The sequence below is a fragment of the Nocardia thraciensis genome, assembly GCF_054782435.1.
In genome coordinates, this window is sequence record NZ_BAAGSM010000039.1 from 76,318 (window position 1) to 96,644 (window position 20,327).

Genomic DNA, 20,327 nt, shown 5'->3' on the forward strand with positions numbered 1-20,327 from the left:
GTGAGGTTAGGGTTGGACCGGCTGGATTTCGGCGGAAACGGCGAAGCTGGCAGCGAGGTGACGCCCACGCCGGGTTCGGGGGATAACCTTGTACCGCTGTCACCGGCGCAACTCGGGATCTGGTACGCCCAGCATCTGGATCCGCAGGTTCCGATCACCATTGCCCAGTACATCGATCTGCCCGGCGAGGTGGACCGTGCGGTGCTCAGGCAGGCGACGATCGAGACCGCGATCGAGATGGACGGTTTCGTCCGCATCGTCGAGCGCGACGGCACGCCATGGCAGTTCTTGGATCCCACGATTCCCGAGCGCGACGAAATCGGCTATGTCGATCTGCGCGACGCCGACGACCCGGAGGCGCGGGCGCAGGAGTGGATGCGCGCCGAATACAGCCGACCTCTGCCTGTGGTGTCCACCAGCGCGTTGCTGCGCCTGGTGGTTCTCCAGCTGAGCGACGACCGCTGCTTCCTGTACCTGCGGTGCCACCACATCGTGCTCGACGGCTTCGGTGCGGTGAACTATCTGACCCGTATGGCGCAGCAGTACACCGCGATGGTCACCGGAGCGCAGGCGCCGCCGTTGAAGGCGACCACCCGCCTGCGTGAGCTGGTCGAGTCGGAGTTCGCGTACCGCGAGAGCACACGCTTCCAGACCGATCGGGAGTACTGGGCCCAGCGAGTGAGCGACCTGGACACGGTCACGAGTCTGGCCGGGCGTTCGGCACCGCCCGCGCCGGAGAACGGGGTCACCAGCGCGGCGCTGTCTCCGGAGCAGAGCGCGCTGCTGGACGCGGCCGTCGAACGGCACGATTCGTCTCCCGCGGCGCTGCTGCTCGCGGCGTTCGCGGCCTATCTGGCGCAGTGGACAGCCTCGCAAGTGGTGATTCTGAGCCTGCCGGTAACAGCACGCACGACCGCGTCGATGCGGCGCTCGGCCGGCGTCACCTCCAACATCGTGCCGCTCCGGCTTCCGGTCGGGTACCGGACGACCGTGGCCGATCTGCTGAAATCTGTGACGCTCGAGGTATCGGGCGCGCTGCGGCATCAGCGTTACCGGCACGAGGACATCCGACGGGACAGTGCGGGCGGCGAGGCGGTCACCACCGAGTTCTTCGGTCCGTGGGTCAACATCATGCTGTTCAACGACCAGGTCACGCTGGGATCGATGGTTGGGCAGATGCAGGTGTTGTCGACCGGGTCGATCGAGGATCTGGGCGTCAATTTCTACCAGTCGTCCGGGGGCGCACGTTCGCACATAGACTTCGAGACCAACCCGAACCTCTACACCGAAGAAGAAGCGCTACAGCATCATTCGCGTTTCCTGGAGTTCTTCGACCGATTTCTGGCGGCCCCCGCGGACCAGGTGCTGTGGGAGCTCCCGATCACCACCGAGGCCGAACTCGACCGCACCCTGGCGGCGTGGAACGACTCCGATCACGAGGTACCCGAGACGACCCTGTCGGCGCTGCTCGACGAGGGGATCGCGCTGCGTCCGGACGGTATCGCGCTCGACTACGAGGGCCAGACCCTGACCTACGCCGAGTTCGGCGCGCGGGTCAATCGACTGGCGCGGGCGTTGATCGCCGACGGTGTGGGCCCGGAATCGCTTGTGGCCCTGGGGATGAGGCGTTCGCTGGAGCTGGTGGTCGGCATGCACGCAGTGCTGCGGGCCGGCGGTGCGTACGTGCCGATCGACCCCGACCATCCGGCCGAGCGCACCGCCTACATCCTCGAATCCGCCGCTCCCGTCTGCGTTCTGACCGTTTCCGGCGACGAGATGGAACTGCCGGAGTCGGTGCGGCGGGTGGCGATCGACACCCTGGACACCTCCGATTTCTCCGACGCGTCGATCACCGACGCCGACCGCTCGGCGCCGCTGCGGCCCGATCACACCGCGTATGTCATCTACACCTCCGGTTCCACCGGCAGGCCGAAGGGCGTGACGGTCACCCATCGCGCCATCGTGAACCAGCAGCTGTGGATGCTGGACCAGTACCGTCTCACCGTCGACGATGTCTACCTGCAGAAGACGGCGACCACCTTCGACGTGTCGCTGTGGGGCTACTTCCTGCCCTTGCTCGTCGGCGCGAAACTGGTGATCGCGACTCCCGAGGGACACCGCGACCCGGCCTACGTCGCGGAGACGATCGAGCGGCACGGCGTGACGGTGACCGACTTCGTGCCGTCGATGCTGACGGTGTTCGTCTCGCACGCCACCCGAGCCCAATGTGACTCACTGCGTGCCGTTTTCGTCATCGGTGAGGCGCTGCCGCCGGAGACCGCCGCGGGATTCCGTGCGATCAGCGCGGCAGGGCTGCACAATCTTTACGGCCCCACCGAGGCCGCCGTCTCCGTAACCTACTGGGAGGCAAACGAATCCGACACCACGATCGTGCCGATCGGTGTGCCGGAATGGAACGTCGAAGTTTACGTGCTGGATTCGCGGCTGCGTCCGGTGGCGATCGGTGCTCCGGGTGAGCTGTACCTCGCGGGCCGGCAGCTGGCCCGCGGCTATCGTGGCCGCGCGGACCTGACCGCCGACCGTTTCGTCCCCAATCCGTTCTCCGGCTCCGGCGAGCGCATGTATCGGACCGGCGACCTGGTGCGGTGGAACCTTCGCTCCGCTCAGGTAAATGAAGCCGATGGGGCTCAGGTAAGTCAGTTCGGTGAGGGTCAGGTAAGTCAGGTCGGTGCAGCTGAGGCAAGTCAGGTCGGTGGGGGTCAGGCAAGTCAGTTCGGTGGGGGGCGGGTAAGTCAGGTCGGTGGGGGTCAGGTCGGTGGAGCTGAGCGTGGGGTGCTCGAATATATCGGGCGCACCGACTTTCAGGTGAAGTTCCGGGGTCAGCGGATCGAGCTCGGCGAGATCGAGACCGATCTGCTTGCTCATCCGGCGGTCAGCCAGGCCGTCGTGCTGGTGGCCGATACCGCCACCGGGCAGCAACTGGCCGCGTATGTTGTCGCGGTTCCGGGGATTTCGGTCGATCCGGTCGAGCTGACCCGCTTCGCGGCCGAACAGCTGCCCAGCTACATGGTGCCCGCGTCGATCATGGTGCTGGACGCGCTGCCGCTCAACACCTCCGGCAAGCTGGACCGCAAGGCGCTGCCCGCGCCGGTGTTCACGGCCGATGCGGCCGCATATCGCGCCCCCCGCACTCAGGTCGAGGAGATCGTCGCCGGGATCTTCGGCGATGTGCTGGGCCATGAGCGCGTCGGCATCGACGACAACTTCTTCGACCTGGGCGGCAACTCCCTGGTCGCCACGCAGGTGGTCGCGCGCATCTCCGCGGCGTTCGGTATTCAGCTGGGTGTGCGGGCGTTGTTCGAGACGCCGACGGTGGCCGCCCTCGCGGTGCGCGTCGAATCCGCCACTCCCGCAAGCGTTTCGCGGCCACCACTGGTGGCGAAGCCGCGGCCCGAGCGGGTGCCGCTGTCGCTGGCGCAGCAGCGGATGTGGTTCATCAATCAGTTCGATCCGACCGTGCCGACCTACAACCTGCCGTTCGTGGTGCGGTTGCGCGGCGAGGTCGACCTGGACGCGCTGCAGGCGGCGCTGCTGGATGTGATCGCTCGTCAGGAATCGCTGCGCACGGTCTTCCCCGAGTCCGAGGACGGCGGCTACCAGCGGGTGGTCCCGACAGCCGAGGTCGATCTCGGCCTCGAGGTGCGGTCGACCTCCGAGGACGAGTTGGCCGGTGTGCTGGCCGAATTCGCGTCCACCGGCTTCGACGTCTCGCAGGAGCTACCCATCCGGGTACAGGTTCACCGGGTGGTCGGCGGGGAGCACGAGGGCGACTACGCGGTCGCCATCGTGGTGCATCACATTGCGGGCGACGGCTTCTCGTTCGGTCCGCTGGCCCGCGACGTCACCGCCGCCTACCTGGCGCGGGCGACCGGGCAGGCGCCGGGCTGGGCACCGCTACCGGTGCAGTACGCGGACTTCAGCCTGTGGCAGCGCGAGCTGCTGGGCGCCGAGACCGATCCGGATTCCATTGCCTCCCGCGAGATCTCGCATTGGCACGGCGCCCTGGCGGGCCTGCCGGATCAGCTGAATCTCCCCACCGACCGGCCGCGCCCGCCGGTGCAGAGCTTCCACGGCAGCCGGATCACCTTCGACATCGATCCGGAACTACACGCGGAGCTGACGAGTCTGGCTCGGGCACAGGGTGTTTCGCTGTTCATGGTGTTGCACTCGGCGCTGGCGGTACTGCTGGCGCGGCTGTCGGGTACCACCGACATCGCCATCGGCAGCCCCGTCGCCGGGCGTGGCGAGCAGGCCCTCGACGACCTGATCGGCATGTTCGTCAACACCCTCGTGCTGCGCACGCAGGTGGACGGCGCCGAGCGGTTCACCGAGTTCCTCGACCGCACCCGCGACGCCGATCTGGCCGCCTTCGCCAATGCGAACGTGCCGTTCGAGCGCCTGGTCGAGATCCTCAACCCGACCCGCTCGCAGGCGCGGCACCCGCTGTTCCAGGTGATGCTGTCGTTCCAGGAGCTGTCGCACGCCACCATGGAGATGGACGGCCTGACAGTGTCGGCCGAGGAACTCGACATCGATATCGCCAAGTTCGACCTCGTGTGGACGTTGACCGAACAGCGCGGCGCCGCAGGCGAACTCGCCGGTGTCTCGGCCGTGGTGTCCTATGCCACCGACCTGTTCGACGCGTCCACCGTCGCCGAATTCGGTCGCCGCTACCTGCGCGTGCTCTCCGCCGCCCTCGCGGATCCCGGTGCCCGCGTGCGCGATATCGAGATCCTCGACGACGCCGAGCGGCAGACGGTGCTGGCCGACTGGAACCGCACCGCGCGCGCACTGCCCGCGCTCGCGGGCAGTGCACCCGGCACGGTGCTGGACCTGTTCGCCGGGCAGGTGCGGGTGCGTCCGCAGGCGACCGCGCTGATCTTCGACCCGGGCGATCGCGAGGACGAGTTCGGCCCGGCCGGAGAGCTGAGCTACGCGGAGTTCTCCGAGCGCGTGAATCGACTGGCGCGCAAGCTGATCGATGCGGGCGTCGGCCCCGAATCGCTGGTCGCGATCGGCATGCGGCGCTCGATCGACATGTTCGTCGCCCTCTACGCGACCCTCACCGCCGGTGGCGGATACGTACCGGTCGATCCGGATCATCCGGCCGAGCGCACCGAGTACGTGCTCGGCAGCTCGAAGCCGGTGGTGCTGCTCACCACCACCCGCGACGGCGTCACTTCCGACGACTGCCGGGTCATCGAGGTCGACACCGTCGATCTGAGCGAATTCGACTCGGCGCCGGTCACTTCCGAGCAGCGCCGCGCCCCGGTGCGGCCGGAGCACATCGCCTACGTGCTGTACACCTCCGGGTCCACCGGTCGCCCCAAGGGCGTCGCGGTGAGCCATGCCGCGATGGTGAACCAGACCGCGTGGAAGATCGCCGAGTTCGGCCTGGACGAGACCAACGTCGCCCTGCACAAGACGCCGTTCACCTTCGACGCGTCGATGTGGGAGCTGTTCGCCACCCTGGCCGTCGGCGCCAAGGTGATCGTCGCCGCGCCGGACGGCCATCGCGACCCGGTGTACCTGTCGGAGGTCATCGCGCGGCACCGCGTCACCCACACTTCCTTCGTGCCGTCGCTGCTGCCGGTGTTCGCCTCCAGCGCCTCGACGGACGAATGTCTCACGCTGCGTGCGATTTTCGTCGGCGGTGAGGCGCTGCCGCCGGCCACCGTGACCGCCTTCCGGCGGTTCAGCACCGCCACCGTGCACAACCTGTACGGCCCCACCGAGTTCACGGTCAACGCCACCGCGTGGACACTGCCGCCCGCCACCGGCCATGCCGCGGTGCCGATCGGCCGCCCCGTATGGAACGTGCAGGCCTACGTGCTGGACGAGAGCCTGCGGCCGGTGCCCGCCGGGGTGCCCGGCGAGCTGTACCTCGGCGGCGTGCAGATCGCCCGCGGATACCACGGGCGTGCGGACCTGACCGCGGAACGGTTCGTGGCCAACCCCTACGGGGGCGGTGGCCTGGACAACGCGGGCAGCCGCCTGTATCGCACCGGGGATCTGGTGCGGTGGAGTGCCGGGCAGGACGGTGTGCTCGAATACATCGGGCGCACCGACTTCCAGGTGAAGTTCCGGGGTCAGCGCATCGAGCTCGGCGAGATCGAGGCCGCGCTGCTGGACCACCCGGACGTCAACCAGGCCGTGGTGCTGATCATCGATACGGTGACCGGCGATCAGCTGGTGGCCTACGTGGTCCCCGCGCCCGGCGTCGACATCGATACCAATGCCGTGAAGGCCGCTCTGGTGCAACGGCTTCCGGTCTACATGGTGCCCTCGGCCGTGGTGGCGCTGGAGGAGTTCCCGCTCAACGCCTCGGGCAAGCTGGACCGCAGGGCGCTGCCCGCGCCGCAGTTCGCGGTCTCCGAATTCCGCGCTCCGACAACGCCGATCGAGGAGATCGTCGCGCAGATCTTCGGCGAGGTGCTGGGAATCGCCCGCGTCGGCGTGGACGACGACTTCTTCGACCTCGGCGGCAACTCGCTGATCGCGACCCAGGTGGCGTCGCGGCTCGGCATCGCGCTCGACACCCGCGTGCCCGTCCGAATGCTGTTCGAGGCCAGCACCGTCGCGGCGCTTGCCGCGCGCGTGGAGTCGCACGCGGGGGACGGCGCGCGCAAAGCGCTGGTGGCGCGGGAGCGGCCGGAACAGGTGCCGCTGTCGCTGGCGCAGCAGCGCATGTGGTTCCTCAACCGGTACGACACCGCGTCGGCCGTCGACAACATCCCGGTCGCGATCCGGCTGTCCGGCGAGCTCGATGTGGCGGCGCTGCAGGTCGCGGTCATCGATGTGATCGACCGGCACGAGTCGCTGCGCACCGTCTTCCCGGAGACCGGCAGCGCGCCGGTCCAGGTGGTTCTCGATGCGGCACAGATCGTTCCGGACCTGACTCCGGTCCCGGTGACCGAGGGCAACCTGATCGCCCACCTGATCGAGCTGGCCACGATGGCGTTCGACGTCACCAACGAGGTGCCGCTGCACGCCCGGTTGTTCGAGGTGAGCGAGTCCGAGTATGTGCTCGGCATGGTGGTGCACCACATCTCCGCCGACGGCTGGTCGATGGGACCGCTGGCCCGCGACGTCATGATCGCTTACGCGGCGCGCACCATGTGGGAACAGCCGGCGTGGGTGCAGCTCCCGGTACAGTACGCCGACTACGCGCTGTGGCAGCGCGAGATGCTGGGTTCGGAGGACGACCCGAACTCGCTGATCTCCGACCAGATCCGGTACTGGCAGCGCGAACTCGCCGAACTGCCCGACGAACTGGTGCTGCCCTCGGACCGCCCGCGCCCGGCCGTGGCCACCTACCGCGGCGGCGTGCACTCGTTCGTGATCGCGCCCGATACCCAGGTGCGCCTGGTGGAACTGGGCCGCAGGCACAACGCGTCGCTGTTCATGGTGATGCACAGCGCGCTGGCCGTGCTGCTGGCCCGGCTGTCGGGCACCTCGGATATCGCCATCGGCACGCCGGTGGCCGGTCGCGGCGAGGCGGCCCTCGACGATCTGATCGGCATGTTCGTCAATACGCTCGTGCTGCGCACGGACGTCGACGGCGCCGAGACCTTCGCGCAGCTGCTGGCGCAGGCCCGCAACACCGACCTGCAGGCGTTCGCGCATGCCGACGTGCCGTTCGAGCGGCTGGTGGAGGTGCTCAACCCGGCGCGCTCGCAGGCCAGGCATCCGCTGTTCCAAGTGGCGCTGTCGTTCGAGAACCTGCCCGAGAACACCTTCGAGCTGCCCGGATTGCGGGTCTCCACCGTCGATTTCGAGGTCGACACCGCGAAATTCGATCTCTCGCTGACGCTTCGGGAGGCTGGCCAGGGCTCCGACGGCGGCATGCTCGGCGAATTCTCTTTCGCCCGAGACCTTTTCGACGACGATACCGTGCAGGAGCTGGCGGGCCGCTTCATCAGGCTGCTCGAGGAGATCACCGCACGACCCGAGCTGCCGGTCGGTGAGCTGGAGCTGCTGGCGCCCTCCGAACGCGCGGAACTGCTCGCTCGCACCGGCGGACCGGCCGTGCCGCCGCGCTCGCTGCCGGAGCTGATGGCGGCCGCCGCCGCCGACAATCCGGAGGGGCAGGCCGTCGTCTTCGAGGGCCGCTCGCTCACCTACGCCGAACTCGATGCCGCTTCCGCGCGGCTGGCGCGGGTGCTGATCGAGCGGGGCGCCGGTCCGGATGTGCTGGTGGCCGTGGCGATTCCGCGGTCGATCGACTATGTGCGGGCGGTGTGGGCGGTGGCCCGCGCGGGCGCCGCCTTCCTGCCGGTGGACCCGGCCTACCCGGCCGAGCGCATCGCGCACATGATGTCGGATTCCGGTGCGCGGCTGGGCATCACGCTCGCCGCCGAGGTGGACGGACTGCCCTCGATCGCCGGTGGCGACTGGCTGTCGCTCGACGATTCCGAGGTGGTTGCCGAGGTCGCGGCGCGGTCCGATGCGCCGATCACCGGTATCGAGCCGCGGCCCGAACACGCCGCGTACGTGATCTACACCTCCGGTTCCACCGGTGTGCCCAAGGGCGTCGTGGTCACCCACGCGGGCCTGGCGAACTTCAGCACGGTGCAGGTGGAACGCTATGGCCTGGACCGGGATTCGCGGGCGCTGGCGTTCGCCTCGCCGTCGTTCGACGCGTCGGTGCTGGAACTGCTGCTGGCCGTCGGCGCCGCGGGTGCGCTGGTGGTGGTTCCGCCGGGGACCTACGGCGGCGACGAACTCGGCGAGTTGATCTCGCGCGAGCGGGTCACCGTCGGCCTTATCACGCCGTCGGTGCTGGCTTCCCTGGACCCGGCGGCGCTTGCCGGGATGCGGTCCATCATCGCGGGCGGCGAGGCGCTGACGGCCGACCTGGTCGCCAAATGGTCTGTGGTGCCCGGGGATTCGGGCGATCGCGACGCGCGCAGCCTGCACAACGCCTACGGCCCGACCGAGGCGACGATCGCCACCAATATCAGCGGCCGACTGCTCCAGGGCGATCCGGTGTCCATCGGCGGCCCGGTGCGCGGCATGCGGGCGCTGGTGCTGGACGTGCGGCTGCGCCCGGTGCCCGAGGGCGTCGTCGGCGAGCTGTATGTCGGTGGCATCCAGCTGGCCCGCGGCTATCTCGCGCGGGCGGCGCTGACGGCCGACCGCTTCGTGGCCGACCCCTACGGGGAGCCGGGCGCGCGGCTGTACCGCACCGGTGACGTGGTGCGCTGGCGGCGCGACGCCGCGGGCGAGCCCGTGGTGGAGTACGTGGGCCGCAACGACTTCCAGGTGAAGATCCGCGGCTTCCGCATCGAACTCGGCGAGATCGACGCCGCGCTGACCAGCCATCCGGATGTCGACTTCGCGGTGACCATCGGCCGCAACAACGATGCGGGATCGACGTTCCTGGTGTCCTACGTGCGCGCCGTGGCCGATCGGAGCATCGATGTGACGGCGCTGTCGGCGCATGTCGCCGACCGGCTACCGGCCTACATGGTGCCGACGGTCATCATGGTGCTCGACGAGATCCCGCTGACCCCGGTGGGCAAGCTGGACCGCAAGGCGCTGCCGGAACCCGAGCTGGCTCCCCGTGAATTCCGTGCCCCGGCAACGCCGTTGGAGGAGATTGTCGCGGGCATCTTCGCCGATCTGCTCGGCGTCGAACATGTCGGCGCGGACGACGACTTCTTCGTACTGGGCGGCAACTCGCTGATCGCCACCCAGGTCACCGCCCGGCTCGGCGCCGCGCTGGACGCGGAGATCGGGGTGCGCGCGCTGTTCGAGGCGCCGACGGTCGCCGGGCTGGCCGCCCGCGTGGGCGGGCGCGCTGGGACAGGAGAGCGGCGCCCGCTGACGGCCCAGACCCGCCCCGAACGCCCGCCGCTGTCGCTGGCGCAGCAGCGGATGTGGTTCCTCAACCGCTTCGACAGCGGATCCGCCGCCAACAACATCCCCGTGGCCGTGCGCTTCACCGGCGAGCTCGATCTCGACGCGCTGCGCGGTGCGGTGGCCGACGTGGTCGCGCGGCACGAATCGCTGCGCACGGTCTATCCGTCCGCCGACGGCATCGGCTACCAGCAGGTGCTGCCCTCCGCGCACGCCGTGCCGGAGATCGACGTGGTTCCGGCGGCGGCGCACGAATTGCTGTCGGTCGTAGGCGAATTCATCGGCCGCGGCTTCGATGTCACCAGCGAGCCGCCGGTGCGGCTGCGCATCTACGAACTCGGCGAGGACAGCCACGCGCTCGTGGTGGTGGCGCATCACATCGCCGCCGACGGATTCTCGATGCGCCCGCTGGTGCGCGACCTGATGACCGCCTACCTGGCGCGTGCCGCCGGGCAGGTGCCGGACTGGTCGCCGCTGCCCGTCCAGTACGTGGATTACGCACTGTGGCAACGGGATACGCTCGGCTCCGAGGACGATCCGCGGTCGGTGCTGTCCGAGCAGCTCGAGTACTGGCGCGGCACGCTGGCCGGGCTGCCCGACGAGCTGCGGCTGTCCACCCGCCCGCGCCCACCCGTTGCCGCGTACGCGGCCGGAACGCACCGGTTCCGGGTGCCCGGCGCGGTCGTGGAGGCGCTCGGAGCCGTCGCGCGGCGGCAGGGCACCACCCTGTTCATGGTGGTGCACGGCGCGTTCGCGGCGCTGCTGGCGCGGCTGAGCGGCACCACCGACATCGCGATCGGCACCCCGGTCGCCGGTCGCGGCGAGCAGGCGCTCGACGACCTGGTCGGCATGGTGGTCAACACCCTGGTGCTGCGCACCGAGGTCGACCCCGGCATGCCGTTCACCGATCTGCTGGCCCAGGTGCGCGAGCGCGATCTGGCCGCCTTCGCGCACGCGGGGGTGCCGTTCGAGCGGATCGTGGAGGTGCTGGAGCCGGCCCGCGCGCCGGGGCGGCATCCGCTGTTCCAGGTGATGCTGACGTTCCAGAATCTCGGTCACACCGCGCTGGAACTGCCGGGCCTGACCGTGTCGGAGGTCGGCATCGACCCGCCGACCGCGAAGTTCGACCTGCAGCTGACCCTCTCCGACCAGGCTGCGGACGACGAGGGCGCGATGGAGGCCGAACTCGTCTATGCCGCAGACCTTTTCGATGCGGAGTTCGCCGAGACTTTCACGCAGCGGCTGCTGCGGTTGCTGGGCGGCGTCGCGAACGATCCGACCACGCGCGTCGGCGACCTGGAACTGCTGGACGCGACCGAGCACACCCTGGTGCTGCGGTACCTGAACGACACCGAGTTCCCGCTGGACGCGGCACTGCCGCGGGTGTCCGACGACGCGGCGGCCACCCTGGTGTCGCTGTTCGAAGCGCAGGTCTCGCGCGGTCCCGCCGCGGACGCGGTGACCTTCGAGGGGACAACTCTGTCCTACGCCGAGTTCGCCGCCCGGGTGCACCGCCTGGCGCGCTGGCTGATCGGCCAGGGCGTGGGGCCGGAATCGCTTGTCGCCCTGGGCATGCGGCGCTCGCTCGACCTCGTGCTCGGCATGTACGCGGTGACCGCGGCCGGTGGTGCTTACGTGCCGCTGGATCCGGACCACCCGGCCGAGCGCACCCGCTACATCCTCGATACGGCGCAACCGGTGTGCGTGCTGACGACCTCGCGCGACGCCTCGTTCGCCGCGGCGACCGAGAGCATCGTGCTGATCGACGAGTTGGACCTGACCGACCTCGCCGACACCCCGCTCACCGACGCGGATCGCGTCGCGCCGCTGTACCCGACGAACACCGCGTACGTGATCTTCACCTCCGGTTCGACCGGGCGGCCGAAGGGCGTGGCGGTGAGCCATGCGGCAATCGTCAACCGCCTGGTGTGGATGCACGCGCAGTACGGCCTGGCCGCCGACGACGTGGTGCTGCAGAAGACCCCGGCGACCTTCGACGTGTCGGTGTGGGAGTTCTTCTGGCCGTTGCAGGTCGGTGCGCGGCTGGTGGTGGCGAAGCCGGACGGTCACCGCGATCCGGCCTACCTGGCCGAGCTGATCGGCGCCGAGGGCGTGACGGTGGCGCACTTCGTGCCGTCCATGCTGGCGGTGTTCGTGGCGGCCGATCGTATCGGCGAATGCACGGGCCTCCGCAACGTTTTCGCGTCCGGTGAGGCGCTGCCCGCCGCCACCGCGCAGCGGTTGCGGGAGCTGACCGGCGCCCGCCTGCACAACCTGTACGGCCCGACGGAGGCCGCGGTCGACGTCACCTACCATGAGGTGACCGATGCCGACACCGGCTCCGTGCCGATCGGCGCGCCGGTGTTCAACACCCAGGTGTACGTGCTGGACTCCCGGCTGCGGCCGGTGCCCGTGGGTGTTGCGGGTGAGCTGTATCTGTCGGGTGCGCAGCTGGCGCGCGGATATGTCGCGCGGCCGGACCTGACCGCGGACCGATTCGTCGCGAGCCCCTTCGGGGCCGCGGACGGCGAGGAGGCACAGGGCGAGCGCCTGTACCGTACCGGCGACCTGGTGGCCTGGACCGCCGCCGGTGAGCTGGAATACTTGGGCCGCACCGACTTCCAGGTGAAGCTGCGCGGCCAGCGCATCGAACTGGGCGAGATCGAGGCCGCGCTGACCGGTCTGGACGCGGTCGCACAGGCCGTGGTCGTGGTGCGCGCCGACGAGCGCACCGGTGATCAGCTGGTCGCGTACGTGATCCCCGCGCCCACCGTGGAGTTCGCGGCGGACGAGGCGAAATCCGCTCTGGCACAGCAGCTTCCGGCGTACATGGTGCCGACGGCGTTCATGGTGCTGGACGAGTTCCCGCTCAATGCCTCCGGCAAGCTGGACCGGCGGGCGCTTCCCGCGCCGACGTTCGCCGCCAAGGTTTTCCGCGCCCCCGCCACCTCGGTGGAGCAGGCCGTCGCCGACACCATCGGCGAGCTGCTCGGCCTGGAACGGGTGGGCCTGGACGACGACTTCTTCGAGTTGGGCGGCAACTCGCTGATCGCCACCCAGGTCGCCGCCCGCCTCGGCGCGGCCCTCGACACCGAGGTGCCGGTGCGGTTGCTGTTCGAGGCCTCGACCGTGGCCGGACTGGCCGCGCGCGTGGAATCGCATGCGGGACAGGGCGGTCGGGCTTCGCTCACCCCGCGGACGCGACCCGAACCGGTGACGCTGCCGACCGGCGAGACGGCTCGGCTGGTGCCGCTGTCGCCCGCGCAGCAGCGGATGTGGTTCCTGAACCGGTTCGACAACCGCACCGCCGTCAACAATATTCCGGTGGCCGTGCGTCTGTCGGGTGCGCTCGACGTGGACGCGTTCGCCGCCGCCGTCGGTGACGTGCTGGCGCGGCACGAGGCCCTGCGCACCGTCTACCCCGAGGTGGAGGGCATCGGTTACCAGCGGGTGCTGCCGGTCGGGGAGGCGGCGTTCGAGCTGGCCACCGCGACCGTCACGGCCGACGAACTGCCCTCGCGCGTAGCGGAACTCGTGGGTGTCTTCTTCGATGTGACGCGGGATCTGCCGTTCCGCGCCACGTTGCTCACGCTGGCGCCGAACGATCACGTCGTGGTGCTGGTCGCCCACCACATCAGCGCCGACGGCTTCTCGCTGCGGCCGCTGCTGCGTGATGTGGTGGCCGCCTACGCCGCTCGCGCGCAGGGCGAGGCGCCGCAGTGGGCGCCGCTTTCGGTGCAGTACGCCGATTACGCGCTGTGGCAGCGCGAGGTGCTCGGCGCCGAGGACGACCCGCAGTCGCAGGCGGCGCGCCAGATCGCCTACTGGAGCGAGCAACTGCGCGACCTGCCCGACCAGCTGGAGCTTCCGGCCGATCGGCCGCGGCCGGAGATCGCCTCCAATGCCGGTGCCACGCAGGAGTTCTCGATCGACGCCGATCTGCACGCGACGCTGGTCGAACTGGCGCGTTCGCGCGGTGTCACGTTGTTCATGCTGATGCACGCGGCCCTGGCTACCTGGGCGTCGCGGCAGGTGGGCAGCACCGATATCGCCATCGGCACCCCGATCGCGGGCCGCGGCGAACGGGCCCTCGACGACCTGATCGGCATGTTCGTCAACACGCTCGTGTTGCGCACCGAGGTGCGGCCGGACGCAGCGTTCACCGACCTGCTCGATGCGGTCCGCCGGACCGACGTGGCGGCGTTCGCACATGCCGATGTGCCGTTCGAACAGCTGGTGGACGTGCTGAGCCCGGTGCGTTCGCAGGCGCACCACCCGCTGTTCCAGGTGGCCCTCACCTTCGAGGCCGCCGGACAGCGCGACGCCACCACGGTGGCGCTGCCCGGCCTGGATCTCGAGGTGGTCGAATTCGACCCGGGCGTCGCGAAATTCGACGTGCAGCTGACCGTCGGCGATGCCGCCGACGGCGGCCTGGCGCTGTCGTGGAACTACGCCACCGACCTGTTCGACCCGGAGACGATCACCGCTTTCACCGACCGTTTCCTGCGGATCCTGCGCAGCGTCGCCGAGGATCCCGCCGCGATCGTCGGCGATATCGATCTGCTCGGCGAGGCCGAGCGCCTCGACGTCTCGCAGCGCTGGGTATCCTCCGGAAGCGACGCCGCCACGGGACGTTTCGCCGACCGCACGGCCACCCTGTCGGACCTGTTCGACGCCGCGGTGGCCGCGCACGGCGACCGGGTCGCGGTCACCTTCGGCGAGCACGACCGGGTGACCTACGCCTCGCTGGACCAGCGGGCGAATCAGCTGGCGCGCAGGCTGATCGAGGACGGCGCGGGCCCGGACACGCTGGTCGCGGTCATGCTGCCGCGGTCGGCCGACCTGGTGGTCGCGCTGCTGGCCGTGATCAAATCCGGCGCCGGCTATGTGCCGGTGGACCCGAACAATCCGGCCGAGCGCATCGCCTACGTGCTGTCGGATGCCGCGCCCGCGAGCGTGATCATCGACAGCACCATCGAAGCCGCGCTGCCGGCGGGGCTGCCGAAGATCCTGATGGACGACTTCGGCATGGATGTGCCGGACGTCGTCGACGCGGGCGAGGGGCCGATCACCGACGCCGACCGCCGCGCACCGCTGACCCCGGAGAACATCGCCTACGTCATCTACACCTCCGGTTCCACCGGCCGCCCCAAGGGCGTCGCGGTCGAGCACCGGAATGTGGTGCGGCTGTTCGCGAATACCGATCGCGACTTCGGGTTCGGGCCCGGCGACGTGTGGACGATGTTCCACTCCTACGCCTTCGACTTCTCGGTGTGGGAGCTGTGGGGCCCGCTGCTGTTCGGCGGCACCCTCGTCGTGGTCGACTACTACACCTCCCGCTCCCCGGAACAGTTCCTGGAACTGCTCCGTCGCGAACGGGTCACGGTGCTCAACCAGACGCCGTCGGCCTTCTACCAACTGGCGGCCGCGGAACTCGCCGAAGAGCAGTCCTACCACCCGGATTCGGATTCGCGGCCGCTGTCACTGCGCTACGTGGTGTTCGGCGGCGAGGCGCTGGAACTGCGCCGCCTCGCCGATTGGGTTGCCCGCCACGGTGATTCGGTGCCGCGCCTGGTCAACATGTACGGCATCACCGAGACCACGGTGCACGTGTCCTATCGTGCGCTGGACGCCGCCACCATCGCGGCCGCCACCGGCAGCGTGGTCGGCCGGGCGATCGCCGGGCTGCGCGTCTACGTGCTGGACAACCGGCTGCGCCCGGTCCCGGTGGGTGTCGCGGGTGAGATGTACGTCGCGGGCGCGCAGCTGTCGCGCGGCTATCTCGGTCGTGGCGATCTGACCGCGACCCGGTTCGTGGCCAACCCCTTCGGGGACCAGGCCGGGGAGTTCGGCTCGGTGCTGTACCGCACCGGCGACGTCGCGCGCTGGAACCGCCGCGGGGAACTGGAATACCTCGGCCGCGCCGACGATCAGGTGAAGGTTCGCGGCTTCCGCATCGAGCTCGGTGAGATCGAGGCGGCCGTGCTGGCCCAGCCGGGTGTGGCCCAGGCCGCGGTGATCGTGCGCGAGGACCAGCCCGGCGACCAGCGCATCGTCGCGTATCTGGTGCCCGAGGTCGACGCCGCGCCGTCACTGGATACGGTCCGCGACGGGGCCGCGGCGGATCTGCCGTCGTACATGGTCCCCTCGGCGTTCGTGGTGCTCGACCGAATTCCGTTGACGGTCAACGGGAAGCTCGACCGCCGGGCCCTGCCCGCCCCGGCCGTGCAGACCCGCAGCTTCCGGGCGCCGGAGACACCGGTGCAGGAGACTGTGGCCGCCGTGTTCGCGCAGGTGCTGGACCTGTACCGGGTCGGCCTGGACGACGACTTCTTCGACCTCGGCGGCAACTCGCTGATCGCCACGCGCGTGGTGGCGCGGCTCGGCGCGGCGCTGGGCACGTCCGTTCCGGTGCGCGCGCTGTTCGAGGCGCCGACGGTGGAGGCCCTCGCGGCGCGCCTGGAATCGCACACCGGCGGCGAATCGCGGCCGCGCCTGGTGGCGCGGGCGCGCTCGGCCACCGAGCCGGTGCCGCTGTCGTTCGCGCAGCAGCGCATGTGGTTCCTCAACCAGTACGACACCTCGTCGGCGGCCTACAACCTGCCGCTGGCCATCCGGCTGACCGGCGAATTGGATATCGCCGCACTGAAGTTGGCGATCTTCGACGTGGTGCGGCGGCACGAGTCGCTGCGCACTCGCTATCCGGAGCGCGACGGCGCCGCGACGCAGGTGACCGTTCCGGCCGAGCAGATCGCGCTGGACCTGCACGCGTACCCGATCGCGGAGGCCCAGTTGCTCACCGCGGCGGCCGAATTCGCCTCGGACGGCTTCGACGTGGCCGAGGAGGTGCCGCTGCGCGCGCGGCTGTTCGAGGTCGAGACCTCCGGCGCGGAGGCCACGCACGTGCTGGTCGTCGTCGTGCATCACATCGCGGCCGACGGCTTCTCGATGGGACCGCTGGCCCGGGACGTGATGAGCGCCTACACGGCCCGGACGCAGGGCGCCGCTCCCGGCTGGGAGCCGCTGCCGGTCCAGTACGCCGACTTCGCTATGTGGCAGCGGGAGGTGTTGGGCTCCGAGGAGGATCCGCAGTCGCTGCTCGCCGGGCAGGTCGACTACTGGCGGAACGCGCTCGACGGCCTCCCGGACGAGCTGACGCTGCCGACCGATCGGCCCCGGCCCGCGGTCGCCTCGCATCGCGGCGCCACGCTGCGCGGCGAACTGTCGCCCGAGCTGATCGCGGCACTGGAAGATGTTGCGCGCCAGCGCGGTTCGTCGCTGTTCATGGTGATGCACGGTGCGCTCGCGGTGCTGCTGGCCCGGCTGTCGGGCGGCGACGACATCGCCGTCGGCACGCCGATCGCGGGCCGCGGCGAGGCCGCGCTCGACGACGTGGTCGGCATGTTCGTCAACACGCTGGTACTGCGCGCCGGAATCGAGGCGGCCGAGCCGTTCACCGCGCTGCTCGACCGCGTCCGCCACACCGACCTGGAGGCCTTCGGCAATGCCGACGTGCCGTTCGAGCGGCTGGTGGAGCTGCTGTCGCCGGAGCGGTCGCAGGCCCGCAACCCGCTGTTCCAGGTGGCGCTGTCGTTCCAGAACATGGAGCGCGCGACGCTGGAACTGCCCGGGCTGACGGTGTCCGCGCTGGACCTCGAGGAGAACATCGCCAGGTTCGACCTGCAGTTCACGCTGTCGGAGCAGGCGTCGGCGCAGGCCAGCGGCGGCATGGCGCTGGCGCTGACCTACGCGACGGAGCTGTTCGACGAGTCGACGGCCGCCTCGATCGTGACCCGCTGGCGGCGGGTGCTGGAGGCCATCGCGGCCGATCCGGAGATCGCCGTCGGCGCGATCGAGATCCTGGACGCGGCCGAACGCATCGAGGTTGTGGCTCGCACGGGTGGCCCGGCGGTTCCGGCGGGGACCTTGCCGGAGTTGTTGGCGGAGGCGGTGTCTCGCGATCCCGAGGCTTTGGCTGTGGTGTTCCAGGACACCAGGCTGACCTACGGTGAGCTGGATCAGCGGTCGAATCGCTTGGCGCGTGTGTTGATCGAGCGTGGTTTGGGTGCCGAGGATTTCGTGGCGATCGCGATTCCGCGGTCGAGTGATTCGTACTTCGCGGAGTGGGGTGTTACGAAGTCGGGTGCGGCGTTCGTGCCGATCGATCCGACGTATCCGTCGGATCGTATCGAGCACATGCTCACCGATTCGGGTGCGCCTGTGGGTCTTACCGTGTCGTCGGTGCGTGCGGATCTGCCGGATTCGGTGGAGTGGCTCGTGCTCGACGATCTCGAGCTGGAGCAGTACAGCGACGAGGCCGTGTCGGATGCCGACCGGGTGCGTCCGCTGCGGCCGCACAACTTGGCGTATGTCATCTACACGTCGGGTTCGACGGGTGTGCCCAAGGGTGTCGTCGTCCCGCACGCGGGTCTGGCGAACTTCTGTGCCGAGCAGGTGGAGCGGTACAACCTCGATTCCGGTTCGCGGACACTGCATTTCTCGTCGCCGAGCTTCGATGCGTCGATCATGGAGTTGTTGCTCGCGGTCGGTCCGGCTGGTGCGCTGGTGGTTGTTCCGACGGGTGTGTTCGGTGGTGAGGAGCTGTATGAGTTGATTCGTCGTGAGCAGGTCACGCATCTGTTCATCACTCCGGCGGCTCTGGCGACGCTGGATCCGGCCGGGTTGGACAGTCTGCGTGTGCTGGCCGTGGGTGGTGAGGCCTATTCGCCTGAGCTGCTGGCGAAGTGGGCCATCCCGCTCGGCGACGCGTCGCTCCCGGACCGCCCGGTGCGCCGGTTCCACAACATCTACGGCCCGACCGAGACCACGATCGTGGTGAATATCGGTGAGCCGCTGCTGCCGGGCGATGCCCTGACGATGGGTGGCCCGAACCGGGGCATGCGGTCGCTGGTGCTCGACAGCCGGTTGCAGCCGGTGCCCGACGGTGTCGCGGGTGAGCTGTACATCGCGGGCCTGCAGGTGACGCGCGGCTACCACGCGCGCGCCGGGCTGACGGCGGATCGGTTCGTAGCCAACCCCTTCGGGGCCCACGGCGGCGATGGCGCTGCGGGCGAGCGGATGTACCGCACGGGCGACGTCGTCCGGTGGACGTCCCGCCCGCGGCCGGGCGGCCGGACCGAATACCGCCTGGAATACGTGGGCCGCTCCGACTTCCAGGTCAAAGTCCGCGGCTTCCGTATCGAACTGGGCGAAATCGACACCGCGCTGACCGCGCACGAGACCGTCGACTTCGCCGCCACCATCGGCCACACCAATGCCGCGGGCGCGGTGGTGCTGGTGTCGTATGTCGTTGCGGCGCCCGGACATTCGATCGACACCCAGATCGTGAAGGCACACCTCGAAGAGCGGGTGCCGACCTACATGGTGCCCTCGTCGATCATGGTGCTCGACCGCATCCCGCTGACCCCGGTCGGCAAGCTGGACCGGCGCGCGCTGCCGGAGCCGGTCTTCGAGACCGATAGCGAGTTCCGGGCCCCGCGCAATCCGCTGGAGCAGACCATCGCCGAGGTCTTCGGCGAGGTGCTCGGCGTGGGGCGGGTCGGCGTCGACGACTCGTTCTTCGCGCTCGGCGGCGACTCCATCGTCTCCATCCAGCTGGTCTCGCGGGCCAAGGCCCGGGGCGTGATCTTCACTCCCCGTGACGTTTTCGAGCAGCGCACCGTCGCCGGTCTGGCCGCCGTGGCGGAGTCCGGTGGTGCGCCGGGCGATGCGAAGCCGGTGCTGGCCGAGCTGCCCGGCGGGGGCGTGGGCGCCATGCCGCTGACGCCGGTGGTGAAGTTCATGGTGGAGCGGCCGGGCTCGTTCGGACGGTTCAACCAGACACTGGCGCTGGAACTTCCGGTCGGTATCGACCGTGAGGGCATCGCGGCGACCGCGGCCGCGGTCATCGACCGTCACGACATGCTGCGGGCACGGCTGCGCAGGCACGGCGGCGCGGAGTGGATCGTGGAGACCGCCGCCCCGGGCACGGTCGATGTCGACGCGCTGATCGAGCGGGTCGAGTTCGACCCGGCCGCCGATGACGACGCGTTGTTCGAGATCGCCTCGGACGCATTGGATTCCGCGCTGGACCGGCTGGACCCCCAAGCGGGCATGGTGATCCGGTTCGTGTGGCTCGAGCCCACGGGTGCGAGCGAGCGCGCCGGACGCCTGATCGTCATCGCCCACCACCTGGTCATCGACGGTGTGTCCTGGCGCATCCTGGTGCCGGATTTCGTGGCCGCCTGGGGACAGCTGTCGGGCGGGCAGACGCCGGAGCTGGCGTCGACGGGGACCAGCATGCGCACCTGGGCGCACGCCCTGGAGCGGCTGGCGACCGAGCGCGCCGGCGAACTCGACCGGTGGCGCGCGGTGGTCGACGGCCCCGATCCGCTGCTCACCGAGCGGCCGCTGGACCCGACCGTCGACGTGTCGGGCGTGCTCGA

At 69.8% G+C, this 20,327-nt stretch carries 1 protein-coding gene (running past one end of the window); it reads left to right on the forward strand.

Annotated features, from left to right (window positions below; genetic code table 11):
• Positions 1–20,327, forward strand: the 5' end (the start) of a protein-coding gene (locus ACYVLQ_RS25385; RefSeq protein ID WP_460700030.1) for a non-ribosomal peptide synthase/polyketide synthase. It continues 31,975 nt past the right edge of the window; only the first 20,327 of its 52,302 coding nucleotides appear in the window; its start codon is at positions 1–3; its stop codon lies off the right edge, out of view.